Here is a 26324-nt window from a genome sequence, read left to right on the forward strand (position 1 = left end):
AGTTCCTTCCTAATCCGATATCTTGCGAAATTGACTGATGAAGAATCCATCACTTCCATACAATTCAGGTGTAATGAGGATACAGCCGTCTTTCATGATATCCTTACATTCATGTTCTAGTCTTACCTGCTCGAACTCAGGATGACTTTCTAAAAACGCCTCAACGACTTGAAAATTCTCCTCTGAGACAATAGTACAGGTACTATAAGTTATTATACCACCTTTGCCTAGTGTTTGACAAACACTACCTAATATTTCTAGCTGAATTTCCTGTAAGGACGCGAAATCTGCCGTTTCTTTATTGTATTTGATATCTGGTTTTCGGCGCAAAAGACCGATTCCTGAACAGGGAGCATCCACCAAAATCTTATCAAATGAATCCTGCCCAAAAAACTCATGCACCTTTCTGGCATCCAATTTTTGCCTTTGAACCCGATCTGCAACTCCCAGACGTTGGGCATTTTCTTGGATTAAGTCCAACTTGTGATCGTAAAGGTCCAGAGCAGTAACCTGACCTGTCGTGAGATAAGAGGCTATATGGGCTGTTTTCCCACCCGGAGCCGCACAGGCATCAAGCACTCGTTCATCACCTTGTAAATCAAGCGTCGGAGCAACCAGCTGACTAGACTCATCTTGGATGGTAATGGCTCCCTCCGCAAACAAATCATGACCTGCAAAATGTCCTTGCTCCTTAACCAGACCAGAAGGAGATAAGGATGAATCACTAGCCTCTAACAAGGTTTGGATTTCCTCTTTTCGGCTTAAGTCAGTCACTCGGATGCTGGCCTTGTTTCGCACCAAAAGACTTTCAAAGATAGCTTGTGCTCGCTCTTCTCCGTATTCTTCCTTGAGCTTGGCAACTAGCCAAACCGGGAGAGAATAGGCAATGGAATCACGCTTGTTTTTTCGCTTGATGCTGGCAATATCTGGCCAGCCTTCACGCAAGATACGGCGAAGGACAGCGTTGACCAATTTTTCACTGCCTTTTTTACAGACTTTGGCTAATTCTACTGCTTCATTAACCACAGCATGGTCTGGAATCTTATCCAGATAACGGAGTTGGTAGGCACTCATGAGAAGAAGGACATAAAGCCAACTGTCTAACTGGTCTCTGTCTTCGATAAAGTGGGATAGGTACCATTCCAGAGTCAGTTTACGGGCTACCGTTCCATAGACCAGCTCGGTCACCAAGCCCTTGTCTGCTTCCGAAAGTTGACTTCCCTTGAGATGCTTATTTAAGGCGATATTTGAGTATGCTTGATTGATAAAAACATCCTCTAATACTGCTAAGGCTAGACTTCTAGCCGTTTCTACTTTAGTCACCAAATCGTTCTCCTACAGTCAATGTCCGTCCAACTCCGTTGAGGAAGGAAGCGATGTCCATCTTAGGTTTACCAGCAGGCTGAACTTGTTTGAGGGATAGAGCTCCTTGAGCCGTTGCGACAATCAATTCTTTCTTGCCGATAGAGAGAATCTCTCCTGGATTTCCCTGACCTTCTACTGGTAGGGCTTCATAAATCTTAAAGCGGTCACCCTTAAGGAAAGTATAGGCAACAGGCCAGGGGTTCATGCCTCGGATTTGGTTAAAGAGTTGACGATTGGTTTTGTGCCAGTCCAGTTTTTCTTCCTCTGGCTTGATATTTGGCGAGAAGGTGACCTGACTTGGATCTTGTGGTTCAGGTTTGATGTCACCAGCAATATAGGCAGGCAAAGTGTCCAAAAGCAAATCACGACCAACAAGAGCTAATTTCTCAAACAAGGTGCCAACATTGTCCTCATCTGTGATTGGAATACTACGACGAGAAATCATATCTCCTGCATCCATTTCCTTAACCATTTCCATAATGGTCACACCAGCTTCCTCATCCCCTTGAATCAAGGCATAATGGATAGGGGCTCCACCACGGTGTTTTGGAAGAAGGGAGGCGTGAACATTGACAGCAAAGTCCATGCTATCAAGGAGTTTAGTTGGAAGAAACTGCCCAAAAGCAGCAGTCACAATTCCATCTGCTCCTAGTTGCATAATAGTTTCCATCTCTGGACTTCCAGATAGTTTTTCAGGTTGGTAGATTGGAAGACCCGCTTCTTTAGCAGCCTGCTTGACCGGGGTTTCTTGGATCACTTTTTTACGACCAACAGCACGGTCTGGCTGGGTCACAACGGCTAGAATTTCGTAACGGTCATCTGTCAAAAGCCCTTTTAAAACTGTTGCTGAAAAGTCGGGGGTTCCCATAAAGATTAATTTTGTCATATCTTCTCCTTCTTATAAAAATTGCTGTGGCTCATGGTCAATACTGAGACGGAGCTCACTATTTTCCCGTTCTTGAGTCAAGGCCAGAACCTGATTTAGAGTCGGCTCCAGCTCATCTTCTAAACGGTATTTAATTAAAATCTGGTAATGATAAAGGTTGTGGGTACGGGCGATGGGTTTGGGCGTCGGCCCAAGAATGTTACTGGTTTCAGACAAACCTGACCGCAAAATGTTCATCACTTCATAGGCACGTTTGACCACCTCTTCTTCTTTCTTATGAGAAAGGGTAATGCCAATCGTGAAATAGTAAGGTGGATAGCCGAGTTGTCGTCTGATTCCCATTTCATAGGCATAAAAGCCTTCGTAATCTTGATCCTTGGCAAATCGAATAGCATAGTGCTGCGGATTGTAGGACTGGATCAAGACTTGACCTGCTTTTTCAGCCCGACCTGATCGACCTGCCACCTGAGTCAAGAGCTGGAAGGTTCTCTCAGAAGAACGGAAATCAGGCAGATTCAAGGCCGTATCCGCATTTAGAACTCCGACTAGGGTAACATTGGGAAAATCCAAACCCTTTGCAATCATCTGAGTACCAAGTAAAATATCCGCTTCCCCTCGCCCAAACTGGTCAAGTAGAGCTTGGTGACTACCTTTTTTACGAGTCGTATCCACATCCATGCGCAGAATGCGTGCATGGGGAAAGAGTTCTGCCAGCTCGTCATAAGCCTTCTGAGTTCCCGTCCCATAGTAACGAATACTGCGGCTCTTACAGTTAGGACAGACCTGAGGAATATCCTTCGAGAAACCACAATAATGGCAGTTCATGGTCTTGGTATCCATGTGCAAGGTCAGGGAAATGTCACAGTTAGGACAAGTATCCACTGTCCCACACTCCCGACACATAACAAAGCTAGAATAACCACGACGATTGAGCATAAGAACTACCTGCTCTTTTTTAGCCAGACGGTCTTGGATCGCCTCTAGCAAAGGTGGCGTAAAGTTTGACGTCTCATTCTGTCCGATATAATCCCGAAAATCAATCACTTGAACCTCAGGGATTGTAGCCAAAGGATTGGCACGCTGGGTTAGACGTAAGTGTTGATAGACGCCTTTGCCAGCACGCGCCCGGCTCTCTAAGCTCGGCGTTGCAGACCCAAGCACCAGAGCCGCTTGATTATACTGAGCCCGTAAAATGGCTACCTCTCTAGCATGATAACGGGGATTGCTGTCCTGCTTATAAGTCGCTTCATGCTCTTCATCGATAATCATGACACCCAGATTTTTCAGCGGAGCAAAGATGGCCGATCTAGCACCAACAACAACTTGAGCGTCTCCACGCTCAACCTTGCGCCATTCATCATACTTTTCACCATTAGACAAGCCTGAGTGAAGAATGGCCACTTTCTCACCAAATCGAGCAATAAAACGCTCCGTCATCTGAGGAGTCAAGGAAATCTCAGGCACCAGCAAAATAGCTGTCTTGCCCTTGTCCAAGGCTCCTTGGATAATCTGCAAATAAACCTCGGTCTTCCCACTTCCTGTAATCCCTTGAAGGAGGAAGGGAGGCTGATGACTGCCAATCGCACTCACAACCGCATCACGCGCCTGTCTTTGTTCTGGATTCAGTTCCAAAGGTCTACTTGCCTCAATCCCTTCAAAATAAGCAGCCGAGCGTTGAACTTCCTTTTGGACTATGGTCACAGCACCTTGTTCGACAAAGAAGTTGACTTGCTCTCGCGAGTAAGACTCTAACAAACTAGCCAAGGAAGCACTCTCAGGATGAGACAGTAAATAGTCTCTCAATTCCAACTTTTTCTTGGCGCGCGCAGAAATCTCTACACCTTCTAACTGAACAAGGTCTACCTCATACCAAGACTGAGTCTTGACCTTCTTTTGATCAATAGCCTGATATTCTAGACCAAGCAAGCCTTTTCTAGTCAAACGCATCATTTGAGCTTGCTTACCTAAATCTAGAGAAGAAAAGGCTAGCGAATCTTCTGAACCAAACAAGCGCTCTCGGTCTTCCTGACTCAAGCCTTCCAGAGGATAGAGAATCTTATCATAACTGGAGTTCAGAAATCCCGGTAGCATAGCCTTGAGAATAGAGATTTTGTAAGAAAATACAGATTTGCGGAGCTCCTCAGCCAGCCAGAGTTGTTCTTGCGTGAGAACAGGAGAAAAATCCAGCACCTCTGCAATATCTTTTAAATCTTTATTTGCCTCTTCTTCAGCTGATTGAGAATCCAAATCAAGAACAATCCCTTGAATCAGGCGATTGCCCTTACCAAAAGGTACGTGGACCCGCATCCCAACTTCCAACATTCCCTCAAACTCCTCAGGAATCCTGTAACTATAGGGCTGGTCCGTCTGCATCAAGGGAACATCTACAATAATCTTAGCTATAGCCATCTTCTCACCTCCTCCTTGTCAGTACATTCTTGCAATAGAAAAAATAAGATTGAGTCCCCCCAACCTTAAATTTTTTCACCATCTTCTTTTTCTTTAGCGATTTGCTCTTTGATTTTCTTTTCTTCTTCTTCTTTGCGGCGTTTTTCTTCTTCGATACGGCGACGCACTGCTTCACGTTTTCCTTCTGGATCTGGGTGAATTGTAACGTTTCCTGATTCGATTTCTTCTAAAGCGCGAAGAGTTGATTTTTCAGATTTGAAACCTTGAGTTGCTGGCGCACCTGCTTCCAATTCGTGGGCACGTTTTGCTTCCAAGATTACGAGTGAATATTTTGATGGAACCTTGTCGAGCAAGGTATCAATAGAGGGTTTTAACATCATTTGCTTGTACCTATTTTCTAAATTTTATCGGCTAGTTGGAGATTTTGGTAACATCTCCTGATAGTGACCAATGACACGATCCACACGGAAGTGCTCTGCTTCGATCACACGTTTGACACGCTCAGCAGCTAGGGGCACCTGATCGTTGACAATCGCATAATCATACTCACGCATAAGGGCAATTTCTTCCTTGGCTTTTTCGATTCGTTGGGCAATCACTTCTGCACTGTCTGTTCCACGTCCTACCAAACGATCTTGCAATTCATCCAAATCTGGTGGTGTCAGGAAGATAAAGACAGCATCTGGAACCTTTTTCTTGACCTGAAGAGCGCCCTGAACTTCAATTTCAAGGAAAACATCGATTCCCTTGTCCAAGGTTTCATTGACGTAGGTCAGAGGAGTTCCATAGTAGTTGTCGACATATTCTGCGTATTCCAACATCTGTCCTTGACGAATCAGCTCTTCAAACTCTTCACGAGTACGGAAGAAATAGTCAACACCGTCCACTTCTCCAGGACGTTGTGCGCGTGTCGTCATCGATACAGAGTATTGAAATTGATTTTCAGAACTCTCAAAAATCTCTCTTCTAACCGTTCCTTTGCCAACCCCTGAAGGACCAGAAAAAACGATTAGTAAGCCTCGGTCTGCCATTGTGTCTCCTTTTAGTCAGTCTGTGAAATAACATTTCTCTAGAATAATGGCAAAAAGCCAGATTATCCTTTACAGTCTTTCTATCTAGTGTAACAAAAAAGCAGTAATTTTTCAACTGCTCTTTCTTATTTATTTAGCATAATCTACTGCACGAAGCTCGCGAATCACGGTTACCTTGATATTTCCTGGATAATCGAGATTGTTTTCAATTTTCTCACGAACTTTGTGAGCCAAGATTGTGACTTTGTCGTCCTTGATTTGTCCTGGATTGACCATGATGCGGATTTCACGTCCTGCTTGAAGGGCAAAGCTATTTTGTACCCCTTCAAAGCCGTTAGCAATTTCTTCCAAATCATGGAGACGCTTGATGTAGCTTTCAAGAGACTCACTACGAGCACCTGGACGTGCCGCGCTCAAGGCATCTGCTGCAGCGACGATAACTGCAATCACGCTCTCAGCTTCAACATCGCCGTGGTGGCTAGCGATCGTATTCACCACAACTGGGTGTTCCTTATATTTACGAGCCAATTCCATACCGATTTCAACGTGGCTACCTTCAACTTCGCGGTCAATGGCTTTTCCAATATCGTGAAGGAATCCAGCACGACGGGCAAGAGCCGCATTTTCACCAAGCTCACTAGCCATAATACCAGCCAATTTAGCAACCTCAATCGAATGGCGCAAAACATTTTGTCCATAAGAAGTGCGGAATTGCAAACGACCCATAATCTTCATCAAGTCTGGATGAAGGTTTGGCGCACCAATCTCATAGGCAGCGGCCTCACCGTATTCACGGATTTTATTGTCGATCTCTTGACGGTTTTTCTCAACCAACTCTTCGATACGAGCTGGGTGGATACGACCATCTTTGAGCAACATTTCCATAGTCATACGGGCAATCTCACGACGAATTGGATCAAATCCTGACAAGGTCACCACTTCTGGCGTATCGTCGATAATCACATCAACCCCTGTCAAACTTTCAAAGGTACGAATGTTACGACCTTCACGACCAATAATGCGTCCCTTCATAGTATCGTCTGGTAGATGAACCGTTGAGTTTGTTGACTCCGCTACATATTCACCAGCGATACGTTGCATAGCTTGAACTAAGATGTCCTTGGCCATTTTGTCAGAACGTTCCTTAACCTCTTGCTCAGCTTCACGAATACGGCTGGCAATCTCCTTGGTCAAGTTTTCCTCTGTCTGAGCCAAGATAATATCTCGTGCTTCTGCCTGAGACAGGGCACCAATACGCTCTAGCTCTGCTTCTTTTTGTCTTTCGACTTCCTCTAATTGCTCTTCACGCGCATCAAGGTTTTTCGCTCTATCAGAAATACTTTGTTCTTTTTGTTCAAGTGTTTGTTCTTTACTCGTCAAATTGTCGTCCTTACGGTCGAGGCTAGTAGCTCTCTCAGTCAAACGACTTTCGATTTGTTTGAGTTCTTGACGTTCTGATTTGAATTCAACGTCCACTTCTTCACGGTATTTTCTGGCTTCTTCTTTGGCCTCCAATAGTGCTTCTTTTTTAAGAGACTTGCTTTCACGCTTGGCTTCATTAACAAGTAAATCTGCTTCACGCTCAGCTTGTCCACGTAAATTAGTTGCTTCTTGTTCAGCATTTAAAAGCATCAACTCTGCAGCTTCCTGAGATGATTTCATCTTAGCTGAGATGCTGACATATCCAATGACTAAACCAATGATGACGGCAAAAACAGCAATCGCAAGCGACATGATTTCCATGTTTTTACCTCATTTTATTGTTATTCCGAATGACATACATTCTTTTACATTCTACCATAAAAAAGTGATTTTCACAAACCTAAAATAGAATATGTTTTGGGGAAATTGGAACGCGTTTGCTAAAATAAAATTGTTACTTAGAAATAGTTGTTTAGGAGAGACTTGAGAAAAAGCCTACTTCGCAGTAGACTTAGTTTGTTTCTATTCTTATCGGCACTCTTCCAAAATTCTGTTCTGCTATACTTGGATTTCTCAGTTGGTAAATCTGGTCTGCCTTTTGGGTTATAGCATCCCAAGGTTCTCTGCCAATTCGGCTGACTAGATTGACCTGTTCTTTCAGAGACTTAAGGTGTTGTCTGCCTTTTTCAGTAAATCCAAGGACATGAATTCCTTCTGGCAAGTCACTTTCTCTAGTTTGCACCAAAATATAGGTCAAAAGACGTCTGACACGCGCCTTGGTGTAGCGTTTGGTGGCAACCGCCTCAACCAAGTCTTCCACAGACTGGGCTGTCTTGATGGCATCCTTGATGCGCACTGCCATTTCTTGATTGACCTGATAGATAGTGGTTAGGTCTGGATTGGACAAGATTTGATAGCGTAGCATAGGAAAATAGTCTTCCCAGCTCACCTTACTGCTCTGCTCAAAAAGGGTAACAGAAGGCATAAAGCGTTCCAAGAAATCTTGGTCCTTCTGGTGCTGACGCAGGGCTGTCGCCGAGGCAAAGTCCACATCCTTGTCCACAGAATGGTAACCCGCCCCCTGACGCTGAATTGGCTCAAGCTTGATGTTTCGTCCTGCAACTGCCTTGGCATAGGCGAGAGCAAGGACATGATTGGGGGTATTTCCTGAAAAATCAAGACCTGCAAATTCCTTCCACATGGCCTGAGTTTTCTGAGGATAGGAGAGAGAATCAGGCAGTTTTTCCACAAATTTCTCCATCTCAGTAGCTTGCTCTGTGTATAAGTCAACGATTTTTTGATAATCCAGAACTTCCTCCGTCCCAAATGCGAGGCTATCAATGCCCAACCGAGCCAGAATATTCACTGCCCCTTGACCAAAAAAGTCCGCTGCCTGAACACTGACTAAAAAAGGCAATTCTACTACCAAATCTGCGCCATTTTCCAGAGCCATCTGGGCCCTTGTCCACTTGTCTACGATAGCAGGTTCTCCACGCTGCATGAAATTCCCTGACATAGCCACGATTTTCAGCCCCTCAGCTTGATTTAGCAGGTATTTATGCCCATTATGAAAAGGATTAAACTCCGCGATAATACCTGTGATGGTCATGATAATCTCCTACTTCTGCGCGACAAAAAACCAACGGGTACTTGTCTCTGTCGGCTCCTTGTCCTCAAAGTCTGCATAGAGTTTGAAAGACTTAAATCCAGCCTGCTCCAGCAAAATATCATAGGTCAAGACCTCATAAGTCCGCTCCTCATGCACTTCATCGTGACGACTAAAGGAGCCATCCGCTTCCTTGACAAAGAAAGTCAGCTCATGCACGATGGAGTGAGGCGCCGCATCCTCATAGGTATCCCAAAGCATGGCGAAATCTTCCGCATTTTCATGGTAGGAATAGCCTGGAAAAACCTCATCCGTCTGGTAAGTCGAATGCACATCAAAGATGAAGACACCATCTTCGTTGAGGGCATTATAGACTTCCTTAAAAACGTCCCCTACTTCTACCTCATCCTGCATGTAGCAGATTGAGTCCGAGTAACACGTGACAAAGTCATATTTACCTGCCTTGGATAAATTCAGCATATTGCCTTCTATAAAAGCAATCTTTTGCTTGGCTGAAGTCGCTCTCTTCTCCGCAATCTTCAACATATCCGCGCTCAAGTCCAGTCCAGTCACATCAAAACCAGCCTGAGAGAAGCGCACTGATTGAATTCCTGTACCACAAGCCAATTCCAAGAGTTTCTTTCTCTCCTTAGTTTTTGGCAAATGACGCAGAGAAAAATCAGTCCATTTGTCATATAAACTATCATCCATCACAGCATCGTAAACAGCCGCAAAGGTTTCATAAGTTGCCATAATCATGATACCAAGAGCCTCCATGGCAAACACCACTCGCCCTCACCTTTCTATCAATTTTTTTCTAAAATAAGCAAAGAAACCCAGTTGACTACAACTGAGTTCATCTTCTAAGCAAGAGCTTCTGAAATATCTACAGAATCCGCCTCATGCCATAGTTTTTCCAGATTATAGTGGGCACGCATTTCTTCTGAAAAGATATGCACGACAACAGCACCGAGGTCCAATAAAACCCACCCTCCAGCTGCATCGCCTTCGATATGGCTGCCTTTAAAACCAGCTTCCGCTACTTTTTCACGGATATTGTCAGCGATAGCGTCCAACTGACGGCTATTCATTGAGCTAGTGATAACAAAATAGTCCGTCACGCTAGTCAAATCTTGTACGTCAAGTGCGAGGATATCCTCCGCGCGTTTCTCATCAGCCGCTTTCACGACTAGTTCTAGTAATTCTTTTTCGTTCATTTAGTCCTCTTTCAAATAGTGCACAAAGGCGTTATAGGTTTCAAGGGTTTGGGGATAGATGGGGAATCCCTGATGAGCTAGATGCTCCACAGTGCGAGCTGTCTCATAAGCTACTGCCTTATTAAGTGATAGACTTGCAATCTCACGTGCTACATCCACTCCTGGAAAGACACGATTGTGCTCGATATAGTCTGCGACGTAGATTATCTTATCAAGATCTGTCATCTGACCAGCACCGACTGTATGGATTTCAATGGCTCGTAGAATTTCAGAATCATGTAAATTCAAATCTTCCTGAATCTTGTAGATACCAACCATGCCATGCCAGACATTATTGCCCCAGTTTTTGAGGTCGGAATCTAGCTGATAACGGTCAATCAAGTCTAAAAATTCCTGATCTGACAACTTTTTAGCATAGTCATGAAGAAGGCCTGCTAGACCTGCCTTCTCGACATCTACTCCAAATCTCTCTGCTAGTTCTATGGCTGCACGCTCCACACCCAAGCAATGGATTAACCGTTTCTCGGGTAGAAGCTCTGCCATTTTTTCCAACAAAGCCTCACGGGAACAGTTGATATAGTCTTGATAGGACATCAGTAAAGCCCCTCCTTCTCGATGTAGTCTATCACCGGCTGAGGTAGGAGAAAGTTGGGTTTCCGACCTTGGGCAAGGAAGGCACGCACCATGCTGGACGAGATATCCATGAGAGGCACATCCACCCAGATAACTGGATAGGAAGTCCCTGCCTTGTAGCGTGGGCGCTGAACTCCCACAAACTGAACCATGTCGACTAGCTCATCAATTCGGTACCACTTAGGCAGATAGTCCACCATATCGGCACCGATGATAAAGTAATAATCCGTATCTGGATGTTGCTCTGTCAAAATCTTCATGGTGTCATAGGTGTAAGAAATGCCCTTGCGCTCCAACTCAATGGTTTCAATGGCTAGTCCTTCAATCCCCTCAATAGCCAACTCAAGCATCTTGAGACGATGGTATTCAGGGATTGTTTCCTTTTTATCTACATGAGGAGGTTGGTACTCAGGCATGAGCAGAACTTGGTCCAGTCCCAACTGTTGCCGCACTTGGTCCGCAACAATGAGATGGGCATTGTGAACAGGGTTAAAATTCCCCCCTAAAATCCCGACTTGTTTGCGTTTTTTCTCCTTGATTTCTGGCTCCAACTCTACCTTGGTAAAGGGAGTCAATAGTTCGATTGCCATAGGCTAGTCTCCTTTATTTCTCTGTAAAAACAGTTATTTGGAGTAGGTTTTTAGATTTCTTTGACTTTTTTAGAAATCTTGCGATTTTCTTTCTTGCTAGATTGTTTAAACAAAATCAAGATGCGTCCGATTTTTTGGACTGTGTCCACACCGATTTCTTCTTCCAAAATTTCAGCTACTTCATGGATATTTTCATCGGTGTTTTGCAAAAGAGTAACCTTGATCAATTCACGAGCGTCAAGTGCCTGACGAACGCTGGTTTTGATTTGGTCGTTAAGTCCATTTTTCCCGATTTGGATGATGGGTTTGAGGGTATGTGCCTGGCTGTTGAGGAAGGCACGTTGTTTTGATGTTAATGACATAATTTCTTAAAAGAGTTTCTTTTTATACTTTTCTGAAGTGGTGACGGACGTCAGCAAAGTCCTTTGGACTTTCATGACTAAAATTTGAGCCTAAGGTCTCAAATTTTCTGCAGTTGGTACAATCACTTGTACCAACTGACACCACGGCGAAAAGTATTCTCTACGAGCTCGCAACGCTCGCCTCAATAAAGACAACCCTTTCCTTTCTGTGTTTAAATAATTGCTTTTCGTGTGACGACGGCGACGCCTTCTGGTGCCCAGACAGCGACTTTTGCTGTGCCTGTTACGCGAATCCAGCCTAGGCCTGAGATAACTAGGTCTGTCTTATCCTTGATGTTAAATACATGCTCAACCAGTTTAGGAAAATCTTCTTTTTCCTTGCTATTTGGTGGTGTCAGAAGGCTTCCAAGATGCTTGTCATAGAAAGCACTAGCGCCTTCTAGTTTGGTACGGTGTAGTTTGAGTTCATTATCAAAGAAGGCTGTGAATCCTTGCTTGTCACCTGCAATGAAATCAAATCGTCCGAGACCACCCAAAAACAGGGTTTGTTCAGGATTGAGCTGATAGGTTTTTGGCTTGATTTCCTTTTTAGGGCTGACATACTTGAGATTTTTAGCCGTCAAGTAATGGGCCATTTGGTGACGGTGGATGATTCCCGGCGTATCGTAGATATAAGAACCATCATCAAGCGGAATCTCGATCTTGTCCAAGGTTGTCCCTGGGAAGCGCGAAGTCGTGATGACATTTTGGTCACCCGTGATTTCTTGGATAATAGCATTGATAAGAGTTGATTTTCCAACGTTGGTTACACCGACCACATAGACATCGCGGCTCTTACGGTAGTGCTCAATCTTGTCAATGACTTCCTTAATAGCATGTTTGTTTTGGGCTGAAGTTAGGACGACATCAACTGGACGAAGCCCTTCTTCGTGGGCACGCTCCATGAGCCACTGGCTAATCTTGCCCGTTTTAACAGACTTGGGCAGGATATCTTTTTTATTTCCTACCAAGAGGACATCATTGCCCGATACAAAGCGTGGCAAACCTGGGATAACAGAGCCATTAAAGTCAAAGATGTCAATGACATTTACCACCAAGGCATCACTATCTCCCACCTCGTGCAAGAGTTTGAGGAAATCATCGTCCGTCAACTGGACATCCGTGATTTCATTGTAGTGACGGAGACGGAAACAGCGTTGGCAATAGACTTCGCCAGTCTCCAAACCTTTTTCAAGTGCCGACTGGGGAGTAAATCCAAGTCCAGCCTTGTCTGTCGTCTGAATGGTTGCTCCACAACCAATACAGAGAATTTCTTCCATAGTTAAATTCCTTTTTTATATGTAATCGGCCCGTACTTTTCAGTGATTTTTCGCATGACACGACGCTCACGAGCTCGGTTAATCTGTGTTTTAATCGAGTCATGTTGGACCAAGGGTTTGACTAAAATCGAGCGAATGCCAGCACGGTGGGCTGCTCGTATATCTGTCATGAGCTGGTCGCCAACCATGACCACTTCGCTTTTCTCATAGTGGAATTCCTTCATGGCACGGTCAATCCCAAATGTGAAGGGTTTCAGAGCCCAATAGACGTAATCAATTCCAAACTTCTCAACTGCTCTTTGGACGCGTTTCTTAGTGTTATTTGAGACTACGATAATGCGAATGCCCGCGTCCCGAAGATCATGTAGCCATTGCTTCATCTCTGGCGTCCCATCAGGGTTGTTCCAAGCAATGAGGGTATTATCCAAATCGACCAAAACAGCCTTGATTCCCTGCGCCTGCAGGCTTGGGACTGTCAGATCATAAACTGCTTCCACAGCAAAATCTGGCATGTAATTTTCAATCGCCATTCTGGCTCCTTCTCTTTTATTTTCTAGTAATTTTCTTCATCCATTGAGATAAGGCTGCCCATAAAATCAAGCTAGCCATTAAGATATAAATCCAAGCATTTGGCTCTTCTGTAAATGGTAGAGGAACATTCATTCCGAAGAAACCTGTAATAACCGCAAGTACTGCTAGTAAGACGGAGATAATAGTCAAAATTGACAAACTATCATTCAAGTTATTGTTTAGGATGTTGTTGTAAGAAGCTGAGAGTTGTTGCAAGACTTGAGAAATCAAGTCTGTCATAGACACCAACTGATGGGCTTCAATCATGGCATCATCAAACTGCTCTCGTTCGACATCATTAAATCTCCGATAAAGAGCATGGCCCTGGATATGTTCCAAGAGGAGTCGATTTTGTTTTGCTGCTGCTGTCAAGTAAACCATACCTGTCTCCAAGTCAGAGAGGGCGAAGAGATTTTTCTTTGTTGTAGTTTGACGTAGCAAGGCACTAATTTCGTCCTTACTTTTATCCATCTCTTCAATGACAGGATAATAAGCGTTACTGATAATCTCTAAACCAGCAAAGAGAAACTTGTAAATAGAAAGCGACTCATGGCTATCCAGATAAGCTGACATCTGATCAATGACATAAGCATTCTTATGGTTGCTGATGGTAATCATTCGTTGTCTTTCGACGATAAAGGTCATCGGAATCGCTTCATAATATTCTTTGTCTTTTTCTAAATCAAGAACATTATAAATAAAGGTTACCGTCTCCGTTTCACGGTTATAATCCATATGAGCTCGTTCATTTCTATCCAGAGCATACTCAATGGTTTCCTTGTCCAATCCATAGATGTCAGAAAGATCTTCCATATTTTTAATCTTATCCACATCAAGGTCTATCCAGGTACAACCATTGCCCAACTGCTTTTCTAAAACCATCTTTTCTCCTTTATTAAACTCTTTCTATTGTACCATAAATCTGCTAAAATTTCAGGCCTGGTCTGTACGAGAGAAATTGCTGACAACGGTAATATTCCGATTGGGGACGAAGTGCAGAACCTGATCTTCTCCTCTGAGTTGTGTTGTTCGAATACCAACGCTGACGACCTTGCCCGAGACAGTAATAGGCCCATTTGTCAGAACAACCTCATCCCCCACATCCAGTTGACGTTCGAAGAGGATGAAAAAGCCATTGATAACATCAGACAGAAAACCTTGGGCTCCCATCCCAATAGCCACCCCAGCGATTCCAGCACCTGCCAGCAAACTAGAAACTGGCAAACCTAAAATCGACAAAATGCAGTAAAGCAAAAAGAAATAAAGGGTATAATTAAACACATTTTCTAACAGACGTGAGATGGTTTTCTGACGCCCGACATCGTGACGAGACATTTTTAGAGAAGGTTTAACAATTCTCTGCACCATGGCATGGAGCAATTTCTTAGCTATATAAAAGAGTAAAAATAAGAATAAAAGAGAAAGTAACTTGGTTAAGATATTCTCGATAATCGCTGTAACATCAAGCTTATTGAGATAGGTTTGAATAAATTCTTGCATAGAAAACTCCTTTCATTTATTATACCATACTTTCATAAAGTGTCATTCTCCATAAATATTCAAAAATAATTTCAAAAATAGACAGAAAATTCTTGATTTTAGTTCATATTTATACTATAATCATAAACATTACACAACAAAGGAGATTGTTATGAAAAAATTCATTCATGCTTGGAATAAGGCAAGCCTAATCAAACGAATTTTGATTGGCATGCTTATTGGAGGAACCCTAGGACTGACATTTCCTAATATTTCAGGAATTGGCCTGCTAGGAGATCTCTTTGTTGGTGGCCTCAAAGCCATCGCACCGATTCTGGTCTTTGCCCTCGTTGCCAATGCCCTTTCCCAACATCAAAAGGGACAAGATAGCAATATGAAAACCGTTATCTTCCTTTACTTGGTGGGAACCTTTGCGGCTGCCCTTATCGCTGTACTAGCAAGTTTCATCGTACCTGTTGAAATTACCCTAAATAGCGCTAATACCGATATTGCTCCACCAGATGGGATTGGACAAGTCCTCAGCAACCTCTTGCTCAAACTAGTTGACAATCCAGTTAATGCCCTCATTACTGCCAACTACATCGGTATCCTATCTTGGGCAGTTGTTTTCGGGATTGCTATGAGAGAAGCCAGCAAAAATAGTAAAGAATTACTGAAAACTATGGCTGATGTGACTTCTAAAATTGTCGAATGGATTATCAACCTGGCTCCATTTGGAATCCTTGGCCTTGTCTTCAAAACTATTTCTGATAAGGGAATCGGAAGCCTAGCCAACTACGGAATCTTGCTTGCCCTCTTGGTGACAACCATGTTCTTTGTGGCTCTGGTAGTCAATCCGCTAATTGCCTTCCTCTTTATGAAGAGAAACCCTTATCCCCTCGTTTGGAAATGTTTGCGTGTCAGCGGTGTGACAGCCTTCTTTACTCGTAGTTCTGCGGCTAATATCCCTGTCAATATGAAACTTTGCCACGACCTCGGTCTGGATCCAGATACCTATTCTGTTTCTATCCCACTTGGTTCTACTATCAACATGGCCGGAGCAGCGATTACCATTAACGTTTTGACCCTTGCTGCAGTAAATACTCTTGGAATCCCCGTTGACTTCGCCACAGCCTTTGTCCTCAGTGTAGTGGCAGCTATCTCAGCCTGTGGTGCTTCTGGTATTGCGGGAGGTTCCCTCCTTCTTATCCCAGTTGCTTGTAGCCTTTTCGGTATTTCTAACGATATTGCCATGCAAGTTGTCGGAGTTGGTTTTGTGATTGGTGTCATCCAAGACTCATGTGAAACAGCCCTTAACTCTTCTACAGACGTCCTCTTTACTGCCGTTGCCGAATACGCAGCAGCCCGTAAAAAATAGCGCATAAAGACAAGCCTGCTCAGGTCTTGTCTTTTACGCTTTTATTCTAACTTACCAGGAAATTCTTATGTCTATTAGTCAACGTACGACCAAGCTCATCTTAGCTACCTGTCTTGCCTGCCTTCTTGCTTATTTTCTCAATCTCTCCTCAGCTGTCTCGGCTGGAATCATCGCCCTCTTGAGCCTATCTGATACGCGTAGAAGTACCTTAAAACTGGCCCGCAATCGCCTCTTTTCCATGCTTCTAGCTCTAACTATTGGTGTTTTGACTTTTCACTTGAGCGGATTTCATATCTGGAGCCTCGGCCTCTATCTAGCCCTATACGTTCCTCTGGCCTACAAGATGGGCTGGGAAATTGGCATCACACCAAGTAGCGTTTTGGTTAGCCATCTCTTGGTGCAAGAGTCAACCTCTCCAGATCTTCTAGTCAATGAACTCTTTCTCTTTGCTATCGGTACAGGATTTGCCTTGCTTGTTAATCTCTATATGCCTTCACGAGAAGAGGAAATCCAGCACTACCACACATTGGTAGAAGAAAAGTTAAAAGATATTCTCCAGCGCTTCAAATATTATTTATCCAGAGGGGATGGACGTAACCGAGCACAGCTGGTGGAAGAATTAGACACTCTTTTGGAAGAAGCCCTCAGACTGGTCTATTTGGATCACTCAGACCACCTCTTTCACCAGACTGATTACCATATTCACTACTTTGAGATGAGACAGCGACAAAGTCGTATCCTGCGAAATATGGCTCAGCAAATCAACACCTGTCACCTAGCTGCCAGTGAAAGCCTGATCTTAGCGCAGCTCTTTTCAAAAATTGCAGGTCAACTGAGCCAGACCAATCCTGCTTCTGATTTGCTAGATGAAATAGAACGCTATCTAGAAGTCTTTCGGAACCGCAGTCTGCCCAAGACAAGAGAAGAATTTGAAACCCGTGCCACTCTTCTTCAACTCCTACGTGAAGCCAAAACTTTCATCCAAGTAAAAGTTGACTTTTACCAAAAATATGGACAGTAAAAAATAAAACCACTAAAAAACAGAACTTGCCAGCTCTTTTGAAAAGTAGTATAATTATTGCATGCGCAATCATCTTGTGACGCAGAGACTGCCCGTTAATGGACTTTCTTCTATTTAAAACTCTAAAAAGAAAGGAGACACTATGACCTATTTGGAAAAATGGTTTGACTTCAATCGGCGTCAGAAAGAAATTGAAAGTCTCTTGGAAGAGACCGTTGCCCAACAGAGCGAGCAAAGTCTGACCTTGAAAGAGTTCTACCTGCTCTACTATCTGGACTTGGCTGAAGAAAAATCTCTACGCCAGATTGACCTGCCAGATAAACTTCATCTGAGCCCGAGCGCAGTTTCTAGGATGGTGGCTCGCTTGGAAGCTAAAAATTGCGGTCTACTCAGTCGCATGTGTTGCCATCAAGATAGACGCTCTAGTTTTATCTGCCTGACAAGTGATGGGCAAAAAACACTGGCCTCGCTACAAAAGGCTGTCGAAGCAAGCTTGGAAACTGGTTTGGATTTCTGGGTTTAAGATGATTTTAGAAAAAAGTTGCGTGCGCAATCATTTTTCTTGACATTCTCTTTTACAAGGAGTAAAATAAAATCATCATCAAACAAAGGAGTTTTAAACATGATTGAAATTACCTATCTAGATGCCAGCAAGAATGAAAGAACTGTGACTTTCGAGTCTTATGAAGACTTTGATCGTTCACAACAAGCTTGTCTTATCGGCGTCGCAGACTACTACCCTGTCCAAAAATTAACTTACAAGGGTCATGATTTGGACTACCATGGGACTTATGGAGATGTCTTCTTCTATCTCATGAAACAAGATTTAAGCCAATATAACTAAAAAAGGAGAAATACAATGGCAAAAGCAATTACAGATGCAACATTCGAACAAGAAACAAAAGACGGTTTGGTCTTGGTAGACTTCTGGGCAACTTGGTGTGGTCCATGTCGTATGCAAGGTCCAATCTTGGATAAATTGTCTGAAGAACTCTCAGAAGATGTCTTGAAAATCGTTAAAATGGACGTTGATGAAAATCCAAACACAGCTCGTGCTTTTGGAATCATGTCTATCCCAACTCTTCTCTTCAAAAAAGACGGCCAAGTGGTGAAACAAGTTGCAGGTGTTCATACTGCAGAACAAATCAAGGCCATCGTTGCTGAATTGAGCTAATCACATTAGAGACCAAGTACTTGCTTTGGTCTCTTTTTTCTTGCCCTTTGCCATTTTTCAAAAAATATGCTAGACTGTATGTAGAATATTACGATGTTTGGGACATGCCATCGCTAAAAAAAACCTTGACTTGGTATTTTTTAGCTCCCTCATGGGAGCTTTTTGCGTGCTCTGAACATTTCCCATTTTGGAAGGAGTACTATGAAACGTCAATCAGCCTTGGTCGTCTTTAGTGGCGGTCAAGATTCTACAACCTGCCTCTTTTGGGCTAAAGAACACTATGAAACGGTCGAAGCCGTCACCTTTGCCTACGGCCAACGCCATCATCTCGAAATTCAAGTCGCTAGAGAAATCGCTAAGGAACAGGGGATTCGTCATCATATCCTAGATATGTCTCTGCTGGGGCAAATCACTGAAAATGCCTTGACTTCTGATCTAGAGATTGAGCAAAAAGAGGGAGAGGTGCCCAATACCTTCGTTGACGGTCGCAACCACCTCTTTCTGTCCTTTGCGGCAGTTCTTGCTAAGCAACGAGGCATTAAAGATATCGTGACAGGTGTCTGCGAAACAGACTTCTCAGGCTACCCCGATTGTCGGGATGTCTTTGTCAAATCTCTTAATGTTACCCTCAACCTGGCCATGGATTACGACTTCGTTATCCAAACACCTCTTATGTGGCTGGACAAGGCTGAAACTTGGGAGTTGGCTGATCAACTCGATGCCTTTGACTATGTTCGTGAAAAAACTCTAACCTGCTACAACGGGATTATCGGAAGTGGCTGTGGAGATTGCCCAGCCTGCCACCTACGTCAGCATGGTCTAGATGTTTATCTCTCACAGAAAGGAGAGGCCTAATGTTTTTTGCACCCAAAGAAATCAAACAGGAAACTGGAGAGTCTCTTGTCTACAATCCTCACAGAACCTTGGTATCAAAAGAATTTACCTTTGATGCTGCCCACCACCTCTTTCACTATGAGGGAAAATGCAAATCCCTTCATGGTCACACCTATCATCTGCAGATTGCTGTCAGTGGATTTTTAGATGAACGTGGCATGACCTACGATTTCGGAGATATCAAAGCGATCTACAAGAACTACTTAGAGCCCCACTTGGATCATCGCTATCTCAATGAAACTCTTCCCTATATGAACACGACTGCTGAAAATATGGTTTACTGGATTTTCCAAACCATGAACCAAAAGTTACCAGATGAGCGTGGTCTCCGTTTGGAATATGTTCGCCTCTATGAAACTCCGACTGCCTTTGCAGAGTTTAGACGGGAGTGGTTAGATGACTAGGGAACGTGTCCTCAAACTACCAGTTCTAGAAATTTTTGGCCCAACCTTTCAAGGCGAAGGCCGTGCTATTGGACAGAAAACCATGTTTGTCCGCACTGCAGGTTGCGACTACCACTGCGACTGGTGCGATTCTGCCTTTACATGGGATGGCTCTGAAAAACCGACTCGTATGACAGCTGACGAGGTCATTGCTGCCTTGGATAAATTGGGGAGCTACGACTATGTAACCCTATCTGGGGGAAATCCTGCTATCCTAGCAGCCAACATGGCCGAATTGGTCACCAAACTCAAGGAACGTGGTGTCACTCTAGCTGTTGAGACCCAAGGTTCTCGCTGGCAAAACTGGTTAAAAGATATCGACCAGGTCACTCTGAGTCCAAAACCTCCTTCATCCAAGATGGAAGTCAACTTTGAGACCTTGGACTTTATCGTTTCCCAACTGGATCCAGACAGGGTCACCTTTAAAATCCCTGTCTTTGACGATGCAGATTTGGCCTTTGCCAAAGGGATTCAAGAGCGCTACCAACCAGATGTCCTTTTCTTATCGACTGGAAACCCTGAGCCCAAGGCTACAGGCAATATCGTCCAAGACCAACTAGACCGACTCAAAGAACTTTGGGAACGCATCGCTGCCGACGATAGCTGGGGCAATGTCCGCGTCCTTCCTCAACTCCATACCCTCCTCTACGATAACCAACGTGGTGTTTAAGATTAGAAAGAAAAAATCATGTCACAACAAGAAGAAATGAAAAACCTCAGCCTACTAGGCAACAAAGAAACCAACTACATTTTCGAGTACCAACCAGAAGTCCTCGAATCCTTTGACAATCGTCATGTGGAAAATGACTATTTTATCAAATTTAACTGCCCTGAATTTACCTCACTGTGTCCAATCACTGCTCAACCAGACTTTGCAACTATTTATATTTCCTACATTCCTGACAAGCTCTGTGTTGAGTCAAAATCCCTCAAACTCTACCTCTTTAGCTACCGAAATCATGGAGATTTTCACGAAAACTGTATCAACACCATCGGTAAAGACTTGGTCAACTTGCTAGACCCTCGCTATTTAGAGGTTTGGGGAAAATTCACTCCGCGCGGTGGCATCTCAATTGACCCCTACTACAACTACGGTAAGCCTGGAACTAAGTATGAAGGCTTGGCAGAACAACGCCTCTTCCAACACGACCTTTATCCAGAAAAAGTTGACAACCGTTAAACTCATACTCAATGAAAATCAAATAGCAAACTAGGAAGCTAGCCGCAAGTTGCTCAAAGCACTGCTTTGAGATTGCAGATGGAAGCTGACGTGGTTTGAAGAGATTTTCGAAGAGTATCATACGAAAAAGCCCTGTTCCTCGAGATGAGGAGCAAGGCTTTTTGAGTTTCAATTATTCTTCTGTTCCAAGGAAGTTTTTCGCAACAAGAGCTGCAAGAACTCCACCAACAATTGGTGCAAGGATGAAAATCCATACTTGTTGAAGGGCTGCACCACCTACCAAAACAGCTGGTGCCAAGCTACGAGCTGGGTTTACTGATAGTCCAGTAATGTTCAAGCCCACAAGAATCATCGCCATCAAGGACAAACCGATTACCAAACCAGCAATTGCTCCATTGCCCTTGCTTGCTGATGTCACAGTCATGATAACTAATACAAACAAGAAAGTTGCGATAACTTCAAACAAGAAACCACCAAAGACAGTGACACCGTTTGCCAAAGCATTTTCACCAAGACTAGCAGTTGACATACCTGAGTTAGCCAAGAGGAAGAAGACAGCTCCAGAAGCAATAAAAGCACCAACTACTTGTCCAAGGATGTAGTTTACAAGCTCTGACGATGACAAACGTTTATTGACAAACATAGCAATCGAAACAGCTGGATTCAAGTGAGCACCTGAAACAGTTCCGATTGAGTAAGCTGCAACTACGATTGCCAGACCAAAGGCAAAGGCGATTCCAAGGTGACCTAGGCCATCAAGAGCATTTCCAAAAACAGCAGCTCCTGTTCCGATGAACACAAGCATGAACGTACCGATTAACTCAGCAACAAATTTTTTCATTTTCTTTCTCCTTTTTTCAAAAACTAGATACTAGTCTATCAAAAGAGGGAAAGGGTTTCAAGAAAATTGATTGGAAATTTTTTGAAAATCATAGAACTATTAGCTTATCCCTAGTATTGAAAAGACTGGATAGCTTCTTTCAAGTCATCTTGTAAACTATTTCTCTGGTCAAGTTGGACATAGACTTCCAACAGACAGGATCTGAAGTTGGAAAATTTGTAAAAATCCTCCCTTTCTTCTATCGGAAAATCAACAGCTTTTATCCAAGAAGCTACTTGCTCTTGCTCCAACTTCCCTTGTAAAATAGGTTCATAGATCACTCTTGCTAAACGCCAATCCTCATCATCTGTAAAACGAATGGAAATTCTTTTAAATAGTTGGCCAAGTATCTCAAATACTTCATGAACTCTGTTTTTAGGAAAGTCTGGATGACAAACCACCTCTGTCAGTAAATCGGCTCCATGTGCAAAAGCATGAACCCAACCATACTGACTTGAAAAACCCCTTGTATCCTTTTCTTTTGAAAGATAATACAAACCTTGATTTAAAAGGACATTACGAATTCCTGCATTTAATTCCTGATAAAAAATCGATTGCTGGTTGGCATCAGCAGACAAGAGATTTGCATAAATAAGCGCCCTAAAAGAACGTTCAAGGGTTGGCAGACCTACCTTATCAATTTCTTTATCTAGTCCTCCATCAGCTAAGACAACCTCAGCAATGAAATGAAATTGCTCCTGTGAAAACAACTCTTCCTGAATCCCCCTAGCAAAGCTTGTAAAAACAAGGTCATCGCGAATTTCTGGAGAAGAATCTCCCAAATGATCAAGCAACCATTGGATTTCTTCCTGGTCATAACTTGGTTTTTCATCTGCTATTTTTCTAAGTAACTCTTGATACATGGTCAATACCTCTACATTTCTAGCAGCTTGATATAATCTAGACCCCATTTCTCGACAGCATCTAAAACAACTCTGAATTCCTGCCCCATTTCGGTTAAGCTGTACTCAACTCGTGGGGGAACTTCGGCATAGACCTTTCGTTGAACAATCTTATCCTTTTCTAATTGACGGAGATGACGGGTCAAAATAGTTTGAGTAATCCCAGGCAATAATCTCTGCAATTCTTTAAATCGTTTGGTCCCCGTACTCAACTGATAAATGATTACCAGTGCCCATTTCCCCGTTAAAACCCTCTGCGTTGTCGCAAATGGACAAATACCATACTCACTCACTTTATTTGTCATAAAATATCTTCTTTCTATTTTTTAAAAAAATTTATCTTTTAATATCAATAATAGTACTACTTTTGATACTAGCTATCAAAAAAGTGTCTACTTGTTTTGTTGTTTGTAACTGTTACAATTATATCATAAAAAAGAAATGGAGAATAGATATGTCAACAAACTTAGAAATTTTCAATGCTTATAACCAAGCTTTAATTGCTGGTGACTTTCCTGGTGTCTTTGAAACGATGGCAGACGATATTGTCTGGCATCAACCTGGTACTCATAGTATATCTGGTACAGTTGTTGGTAGGGACAAGCTAGGACCTCACTTGGCTACATTTGCTGAGAAAACTAATGGAACCTTTAAGGTGGTAACAAATTGGGTTTCTGACAATGAGGATTTAATCGCAGCCAATGTTACTTTTCTTGGAACACGGGCTGATGGTACTGAACTCAATATGAACGGGATTGACCTCTTCCGCATTGAAGACGGAAAAATCAAAGAAGTTTGGCTCTTCTCTTCAGATCAAGCTGAAGAAGATAGCTTTTGGGGATAATTTAAGAGGCCAGGACAAAAAATTCTGATTTTAGGAATTCTTTATTATAAGTTTTTTAAAGCAATAGATTAGAAAAAAAGCGAACAAGACAGAATTCTGAGTTTCAGATAACTCGTTTTGTTCGCTTTTTATATTTAAGGTTAAACTTTTGTCCCAGACTCTTTTAATTTATTCTCCCAACTGGGCACTGTAGGCGATAATCTGGTCAACTGTGTCAGACAAGAACTGAATCGTATCACGGAGTGGTTTGTCTGTTGAAATATCAGCACCGATAATCATAGCTGACTCAAGTGGTGTCTTGCTACCACCTGATTTGAGAAGATTGAACCAATCTTCAGCTCCAGTTTCAGAATGTTTCAGATGAAGGTAACCAGCAGTCGAGATTACAAGACCTGCAGAATAAGTATAGCTATACAAGCCCATGTAGTAGTGAGCTTGGCGCATCCAAGTCAAAGCCGCATCATCATCGATTTCAATGGCATCTCCCCAGAAATCCGTCAAAACTTCCTTCATAATACTGTTGAGCTTACTTGCTCCGAAAGTTTCTCCTTCTTCAATCAATGTATACACTTTACGCTGGAAGGCTGCTTCCAAGAGGTGGGTAATAAAGTTATGGAAGTAGGTGTCTGTCAAGCGGTGAGCCAGAGCGAAGCGTTTTTGACGTGGGTCGTCAGATTGGTGCTCCAAGTAGTCACTGAGAAGCAATTCATTGAAAGTTGACGGTGCTTCGACATAGTAGGTCGACATGTGAGCATTGAAGTAACTCTGATGATTATCTGAAAAGATGAATTGACCAGAATGCCCGATTTCATGAATCAAGGTATAGACATCGCTCAAACGACCTGTCCAGCTCATGAGGACATATGGGTGCACGCGATATGGGTCCGCCGCATATCCGCCAGAATCCTTGTCACTGTTAGCAGCAAAGTCCACCCAGCGCTCTTCTTGATAGCGAGCAACTTCCTGACAATATTCTTGCCCCAAAGGTTCTACTGACTTCATGACCAAATCATAGGCGTCGTCAATAGTCACTTGAGGATTGAGGGCACTATCCAAGTCCAATTTCCAGTCTGCAAAGCTCATCTTTTCAAGACCATTGACCTTGGCAACGTGCTTGAGGTATCTCTGAGCAACGGGTGCAAAATCCTTCATGATGAGGTCAATCTGTCGGTCAAACATGGCACGGTCCACTTCTTGCTCAGCCAGAAGATAATCAAAGACAGAGTCGTATCCCTTCATATCTGCCAAGAGTTTTTCAGACTTGACTTGGGCTAAATAGGCTGCTGCAGCCGTATTTTGGTGCTTACGCAGTCCTTCTGAAAAGGAACGGAATGATTTCTCACGAACCTCAGCGTCCTCATGGTTTTGGTAGAAATTCTCATAAGTCACAAAGCTGTTTTTGTAGGTCTTACCATGAGCTTCAAAGTCAGCCATTTCGAAATCCCCAGCTCGCATCTTAGTATAAATGTCCTGCGGACTGTAGAAAACTTCACCGAGATTGGTCAAGGCCTTCTCCACATCAGCCCCTAGATAATGGACTTTTTTGATTTTAGCCTGACGAATGGCAGCTGTTAAATGTGGCAATTTACCCAAACGGTCTAAGACTTCCTCATCAGCTTCCACCAAGGCATCGTCAAAGAAGGTCAAGGCTACACTGGCATCTGTTTCGAATTCCATCCCAGCTTGGGCAATATTGGCAAATTCGTCATTGCTATAGTCTGTCGTCTGAGGCATAAAGCCATAGTTGCCAATATGGCTCATCTGAATGTAGATTTGTTCCAATTCCGCAAAGGCTTTTTCAAAATCCTCAAAAGTATGAAGATTGCCCTTGTAATCACGGCTAAACTGGTTGATGTCTTCGCGAGCCTTCTCGATTGCACGCAAGAAATCCTCACGGTCTTGGTATAGGGCTGTTAAATCCCAAAGTTCCTTCTCTGGAAATTCTGAACGGTGTTTTTGTTCCATTTTCTTCCTCTTATTTCTCTAATTCTAATAAAACACTAAGGGCTGATAAGGCGTAAAGTGGTGCTGTTTCTGCTCGTAAAATACGAGGGCCAAGCCCTGCCAAGATTGCTCCTTTAGCTTCAAAACTTTCGATTTCTGCAGGTGAAAGACCACCTTCTGGACCAAATATAAAGAGCAATTTGGCTCCCTTCTCGAGTCCAGTGACTGCTTGTAAAAGCGCAGCGCTTTCTCCTTCTTTGGCCGACTCTTCATAAGCCACTACGACGCGGTCAAATTGGTCAAGTTGGGCTAGAAAGTCTGATTTTTTCTCGAAAAGCTTGATACTTGGAACCATATTACGCTTGCTTTGCTCTGCTGCTCCAAGGGCGATTTTTTCTAGTTTTTCAACCTTTTTACCCAATTTCTTGCCATCCCATTTGGCGACCGACCAATCAGCAGGAAAGGCCCAGATTTGGCTGGCTCCGAGCTCGGTTACTTTTTGAGTAATAAACTCCAGCTTGTCCCCTTTGGGAAAGCCGGATGCGATGGTCACTTGGATTGGTAATTCCACATTGTCAGTTAATTCTTGAACCAACTCAAACTGACGGGCTTCCACATCCAGCACACGCGCCAAGCGCTTAATTCCATCATCAAAGACCAAGGTCACCTCATCATCTTCTTTCAAGCGCATAACCTGAAACATATGCTTGCTGGTTTCCTTGTCCTCGATGGTGACAGGAGAGATAGCACTGCCTTTGACAAAATACTGTTGCAT

Annotated in this window: 31 protein-coding genes; 10 read left to right on the forward strand and 21 right to left on the reverse strand. The window is 43.3% G+C overall.

The genetic code is table 11. From position 1 onward, the window contains the following. Window positions 1–9 precede the first annotated feature (9 nt). The 16 genes from rsmB to HT720_RS03500 all read right to left on the reverse strand — a co-directional run bounded on the left by rsmB (window position 10) and on the right by HT720_RS03500 (window position 14910). Window positions 10–1323, reverse strand: a complete 1314-nt coding sequence (gene rsmB, locus HT720_RS03425; RefSeq protein WP_173274712.1) for a 16S rRNA (cytosine(967)-C(5))-methyltransferase RsmB — start codon at window positions 1321–1323, stop codon at window positions 10–12. After that, window positions 1316–2251 carry a methionyl-tRNA formyltransferase gene (gene fmt, locus HT720_RS03430; protein ID WP_173274713.1) on the reverse strand — a complete coding sequence of 312 codons (936 nt, stop codon included), beginning with the start codon at window positions 2249–2251 and terminating at the stop codon, window positions 1316–1318. Before fmt ends, rsmB begins: the two co-directional genes overlap by 8 nt. Window positions 2252–2263: 12 nt before the next feature. Then, window positions 2264–4660: a primosomal protein N' gene (locus tag HT720_RS03435; RefSeq protein WP_173274714.1), complete on the reverse strand. Its 2397-nt coding sequence runs from the start codon at window positions 4658–4660 to the stop codon at window positions 2264–2266. Between the two features lie 65 nt (window positions 4661–4725). After that, window positions 4726–5040: a DNA-directed RNA polymerase subunit omega gene (gene rpoZ / locus HT720_RS03440; protein WP_000979235.1), complete on the reverse strand. Its 315-nt coding sequence runs from the start codon at window positions 5038–5040 to the stop codon at window positions 4726–4728. A 24-nt stretch (window positions 5041–5064) separates the two neighbouring features. Next, the gene (gene gmk / locus HT720_RS03445; protein WP_173274715.1) at window positions 5065–5691 is read right to left on the reverse strand and encodes a guanylate kinase; all 627 of its coding nucleotides are present in this window, start codon (window positions 5689–5691) and stop codon (window positions 5065–5067) included. Window positions 5692–5820: 129 nt separating this feature from the next. Further along, window positions 5821–7434, reverse strand: a complete 1614-nt coding sequence (locus tag HT720_RS03450; RefSeq protein WP_173274716.1) for a ribonuclease Y — start codon at window positions 7432–7434, stop codon at window positions 5821–5823. Window positions 7435–7624: 190 nt separating this feature from the next. After that, window positions 7625–8722 (reverse strand): nucleotidyltransferase, encoded by a 1098-nt coding sequence (locus HT720_RS03455; RefSeq protein ID WP_173274717.1) that lies wholly within the window; start codon window positions 8720–8722, stop codon window positions 7625–7627. A gap of 9 nt (window positions 8723–8731) precedes the next feature. Beyond that, window positions 8732–9472: a class I SAM-dependent methyltransferase gene (locus tag HT720_RS03460; RefSeq protein WP_345890274.1), complete on the reverse strand. Its 741-nt coding sequence runs from the start codon at window positions 9470–9472 to the stop codon at window positions 8732–8734. A gap of 110 nt (window positions 9473–9582) precedes the next feature. Continuing rightward, window positions 9583–9936, reverse strand: a complete 354-nt coding sequence (gene rsfS, locus HT720_RS03465; protein WP_173274718.1) for a ribosome silencing factor — start codon at window positions 9934–9936, stop codon at window positions 9583–9585. Then, window positions 9937–10530, reverse strand: coding sequence for a bis(5'-nucleosyl)-tetraphosphatase (symmetrical) YqeK (gene yqeK / locus HT720_RS03470; RefSeq protein WP_173274719.1), 594 nt, complete (start codon window positions 10528–10530; stop codon window positions 9937–9939). Next, window positions 10530–11159 carry a nicotinate-nucleotide adenylyltransferase gene (locus HT720_RS03475; protein WP_173274720.1) on the reverse strand — a complete coding sequence of 210 codons (630 nt, stop codon included), beginning with the start codon at window positions 11157–11159 and terminating at the stop codon, window positions 10530–10532. Before HT720_RS03475 ends, yqeK begins: the two co-directional genes overlap by 1 nt. A 50-nt stretch (window positions 11160–11209) precedes the next feature. Further along, window positions 11210–11521, reverse strand: coding sequence for a ribosome assembly RNA-binding protein YhbY (yhbY, locus tag HT720_RS03480; protein WP_000060169.1), 312 nt, complete (start codon window positions 11519–11521; stop codon window positions 11210–11212). A gap of 212 nt (window positions 11522–11733) precedes the next feature. Further along, on the reverse strand, window positions 11734–12840 hold the full coding sequence (gene yqeH / locus HT720_RS03485; protein WP_173274721.1) for a ribosome biogenesis GTPase YqeH: 1107 nt from the start codon (window positions 12838–12840) through the stop codon (window positions 11734–11736). 2 nt (window positions 12841–12842) lie between these two features. Continuing rightward, complete coding sequence (locus tag HT720_RS03490; protein WP_000963748.1) at window positions 12843–13370, reverse strand: YqeG family HAD IIIA-type phosphatase; 528 nt, start codon at window positions 13368–13370, stop codon at window positions 12843–12845. 16 nt (window positions 13371–13386) lie between these two features. Then, complete coding sequence (locus HT720_RS03495; RefSeq protein WP_173274722.1) at window positions 13387–14292, reverse strand: magnesium transporter CorA family protein; 906 nt, start codon at window positions 14290–14292, stop codon at window positions 13387–13389. Between the two features lie 51 nt (window positions 14293–14343). Continuing rightward, window positions 14344–14910: a mechanosensitive ion channel domain-containing protein gene (locus HT720_RS03500; protein ID WP_001154852.1), complete on the reverse strand. Its 567-nt coding sequence runs from the start codon at window positions 14908–14910 to the stop codon at window positions 14344–14346. Window positions 14911–15061: 151 nt separating this feature from the next. Between HT720_RS03500 and sstT the strand changes: the two genes are divergently transcribed. The 9 genes from sstT (at window position 15062) to queF (ending at window position 20979) form a co-directional block, all read left to right on the forward strand. Next, window positions 15062–16267 (forward strand): serine/threonine transporter SstT, encoded by a 1206-nt coding sequence (gene sstT, locus HT720_RS03505; protein ID WP_000713439.1) that lies wholly within the window; start codon window positions 15062–15064, stop codon window positions 16265–16267. Between the two features lie 67 nt (window positions 16268–16334). Beyond that, window positions 16335–17288, forward strand: coding sequence for an aromatic acid exporter family protein (locus tag HT720_RS03510; RefSeq protein WP_173274723.1), 954 nt, complete (start codon window positions 16335–16337; stop codon window positions 17286–17288). 142 nt (window positions 17289–17430) lie between these two features. Continuing rightward, window positions 17431–17811 carry a MarR family transcriptional regulator gene (locus tag HT720_RS03515; protein ID WP_173274724.1) on the forward strand — a complete coding sequence of 127 codons (381 nt, stop codon included), beginning with the start codon at window positions 17431–17433 and terminating at the stop codon, window positions 17809–17811. Between the two features lie 99 nt (window positions 17812–17910). Next, window positions 17911–18132: a DUF4649 family protein gene (locus tag HT720_RS03520; protein ID WP_057487854.1), complete on the forward strand. Its 222-nt coding sequence runs from the start codon at window positions 17911–17913 to the stop codon at window positions 18130–18132. Window positions 18133–18147: 15 nt separating this feature from the next. Next, entirely contained in the window at window positions 18148–18462 is a 315-nt protein-coding gene (gene trxA / locus HT720_RS03525) for a thioredoxin (RefSeq protein ID WP_001029581.1), read from the forward strand. A 201-nt stretch (window positions 18463–18663) separates the two neighbouring features. Beyond that, window positions 18664–19317, forward strand: a complete 654-nt coding sequence (gene queC / locus HT720_RS03530) for a 7-cyano-7-deazaguanine synthase QueC (protein ID WP_173274725.1) — start codon at window positions 18664–18666, stop codon at window positions 19315–19317. Beyond that, a complete protein-coding gene (gene queD / locus HT720_RS03535) occupies window positions 19317–19760 on the forward strand; it encodes a 6-carboxytetrahydropterin synthase QueD (RefSeq protein ID WP_173274726.1) in 444 nt (147 codons plus the stop codon). Before queC ends, queD begins: the two co-directional genes overlap by 1 nt. Continuing rightward, on the forward strand, window positions 19753–20469 hold the full coding sequence (queE, locus tag HT720_RS03540) for a 7-carboxy-7-deazaguanine synthase QueE (RefSeq protein ID WP_173274727.1): 717 nt from the start codon (window positions 19753–19755) through the stop codon (window positions 20467–20469). Before queD ends, queE begins: the two co-directional genes overlap by 8 nt. Before the next feature lie 18 nt (window positions 20470–20487). After that, entirely contained in the window at window positions 20488–20979 is a 492-nt protein-coding gene (gene queF / locus HT720_RS03545) for a preQ(1) synthase (protein WP_000082588.1), read from the forward strand. Window positions 20980–21151: 172 nt separating this feature from the next. Here queF and HT720_RS03550 read toward each other — a convergent pair whose 3' ends face one another. The 3 genes from HT720_RS03550 to HT720_RS03560 form a co-directional block, all read right to left on the reverse strand. Then, window positions 21152–21820 (reverse strand): aquaporin, encoded by a 669-nt coding sequence (locus tag HT720_RS03550; protein WP_173274728.1) that lies wholly within the window; start codon window positions 21818–21820, stop codon window positions 21152–21154. A 110-nt stretch (window positions 21821–21930) separates the two neighbouring features. Beyond that, window positions 21931–22722 carry a DUF2785 domain-containing protein gene (locus HT720_RS03555; protein WP_173274792.1) on the reverse strand — a complete coding sequence of 264 codons (792 nt, stop codon included), beginning with the start codon at window positions 22720–22722 and terminating at the stop codon, window positions 21931–21933. Between the two features lie 11 nt (window positions 22723–22733). Further along, a complete protein-coding gene (locus HT720_RS03560; protein ID WP_000182730.1) occupies window positions 22734–23066 on the reverse strand; it encodes a helix-turn-helix domain-containing protein in 333 nt (110 codons plus the stop codon). A 149-nt stretch (window positions 23067–23215) separates the two neighbouring features. On the opposite strand from HT720_RS03560, the gene HT720_RS03565 reads away from it, so the two are divergent. Further along, window positions 23216–23605, forward strand: coding sequence for a nuclear transport factor 2 family protein (locus tag HT720_RS03565; RefSeq protein WP_173274729.1), 390 nt, complete (start codon window positions 23216–23218; stop codon window positions 23603–23605). A gap of 168 nt (window positions 23606–23773) precedes the next feature. Here the strand turns inward: HT720_RS03565 and pepF are convergent, their stop codons facing one another. Both pepF and HT720_RS03575 read right to left on the reverse strand, forming a co-directional pair. Further along, a complete protein-coding gene (pepF, locus tag HT720_RS03570) occupies window positions 23774–25570 on the reverse strand; it encodes an oligoendopeptidase F (protein ID WP_173274730.1) in 1797 nt (598 codons plus the stop codon). Between the two features lie 10 nt (window positions 25571–25580). Next, complete coding sequence (locus HT720_RS03575; RefSeq protein ID WP_173274731.1) at window positions 25581–26324, reverse strand: 16S rRNA (uracil(1498)-N(3))-methyltransferase; 744 nt, start codon at window positions 26322–26324, stop codon at window positions 25581–25583.

Source organism: Streptococcus sp. 68 (genome assembly GCF_013277415.1).
In the GTDB taxonomy this organism is placed as follows: Bacteria; Bacillota; Bacilli; order Lactobacillales; family Streptococcaceae; genus Streptococcus.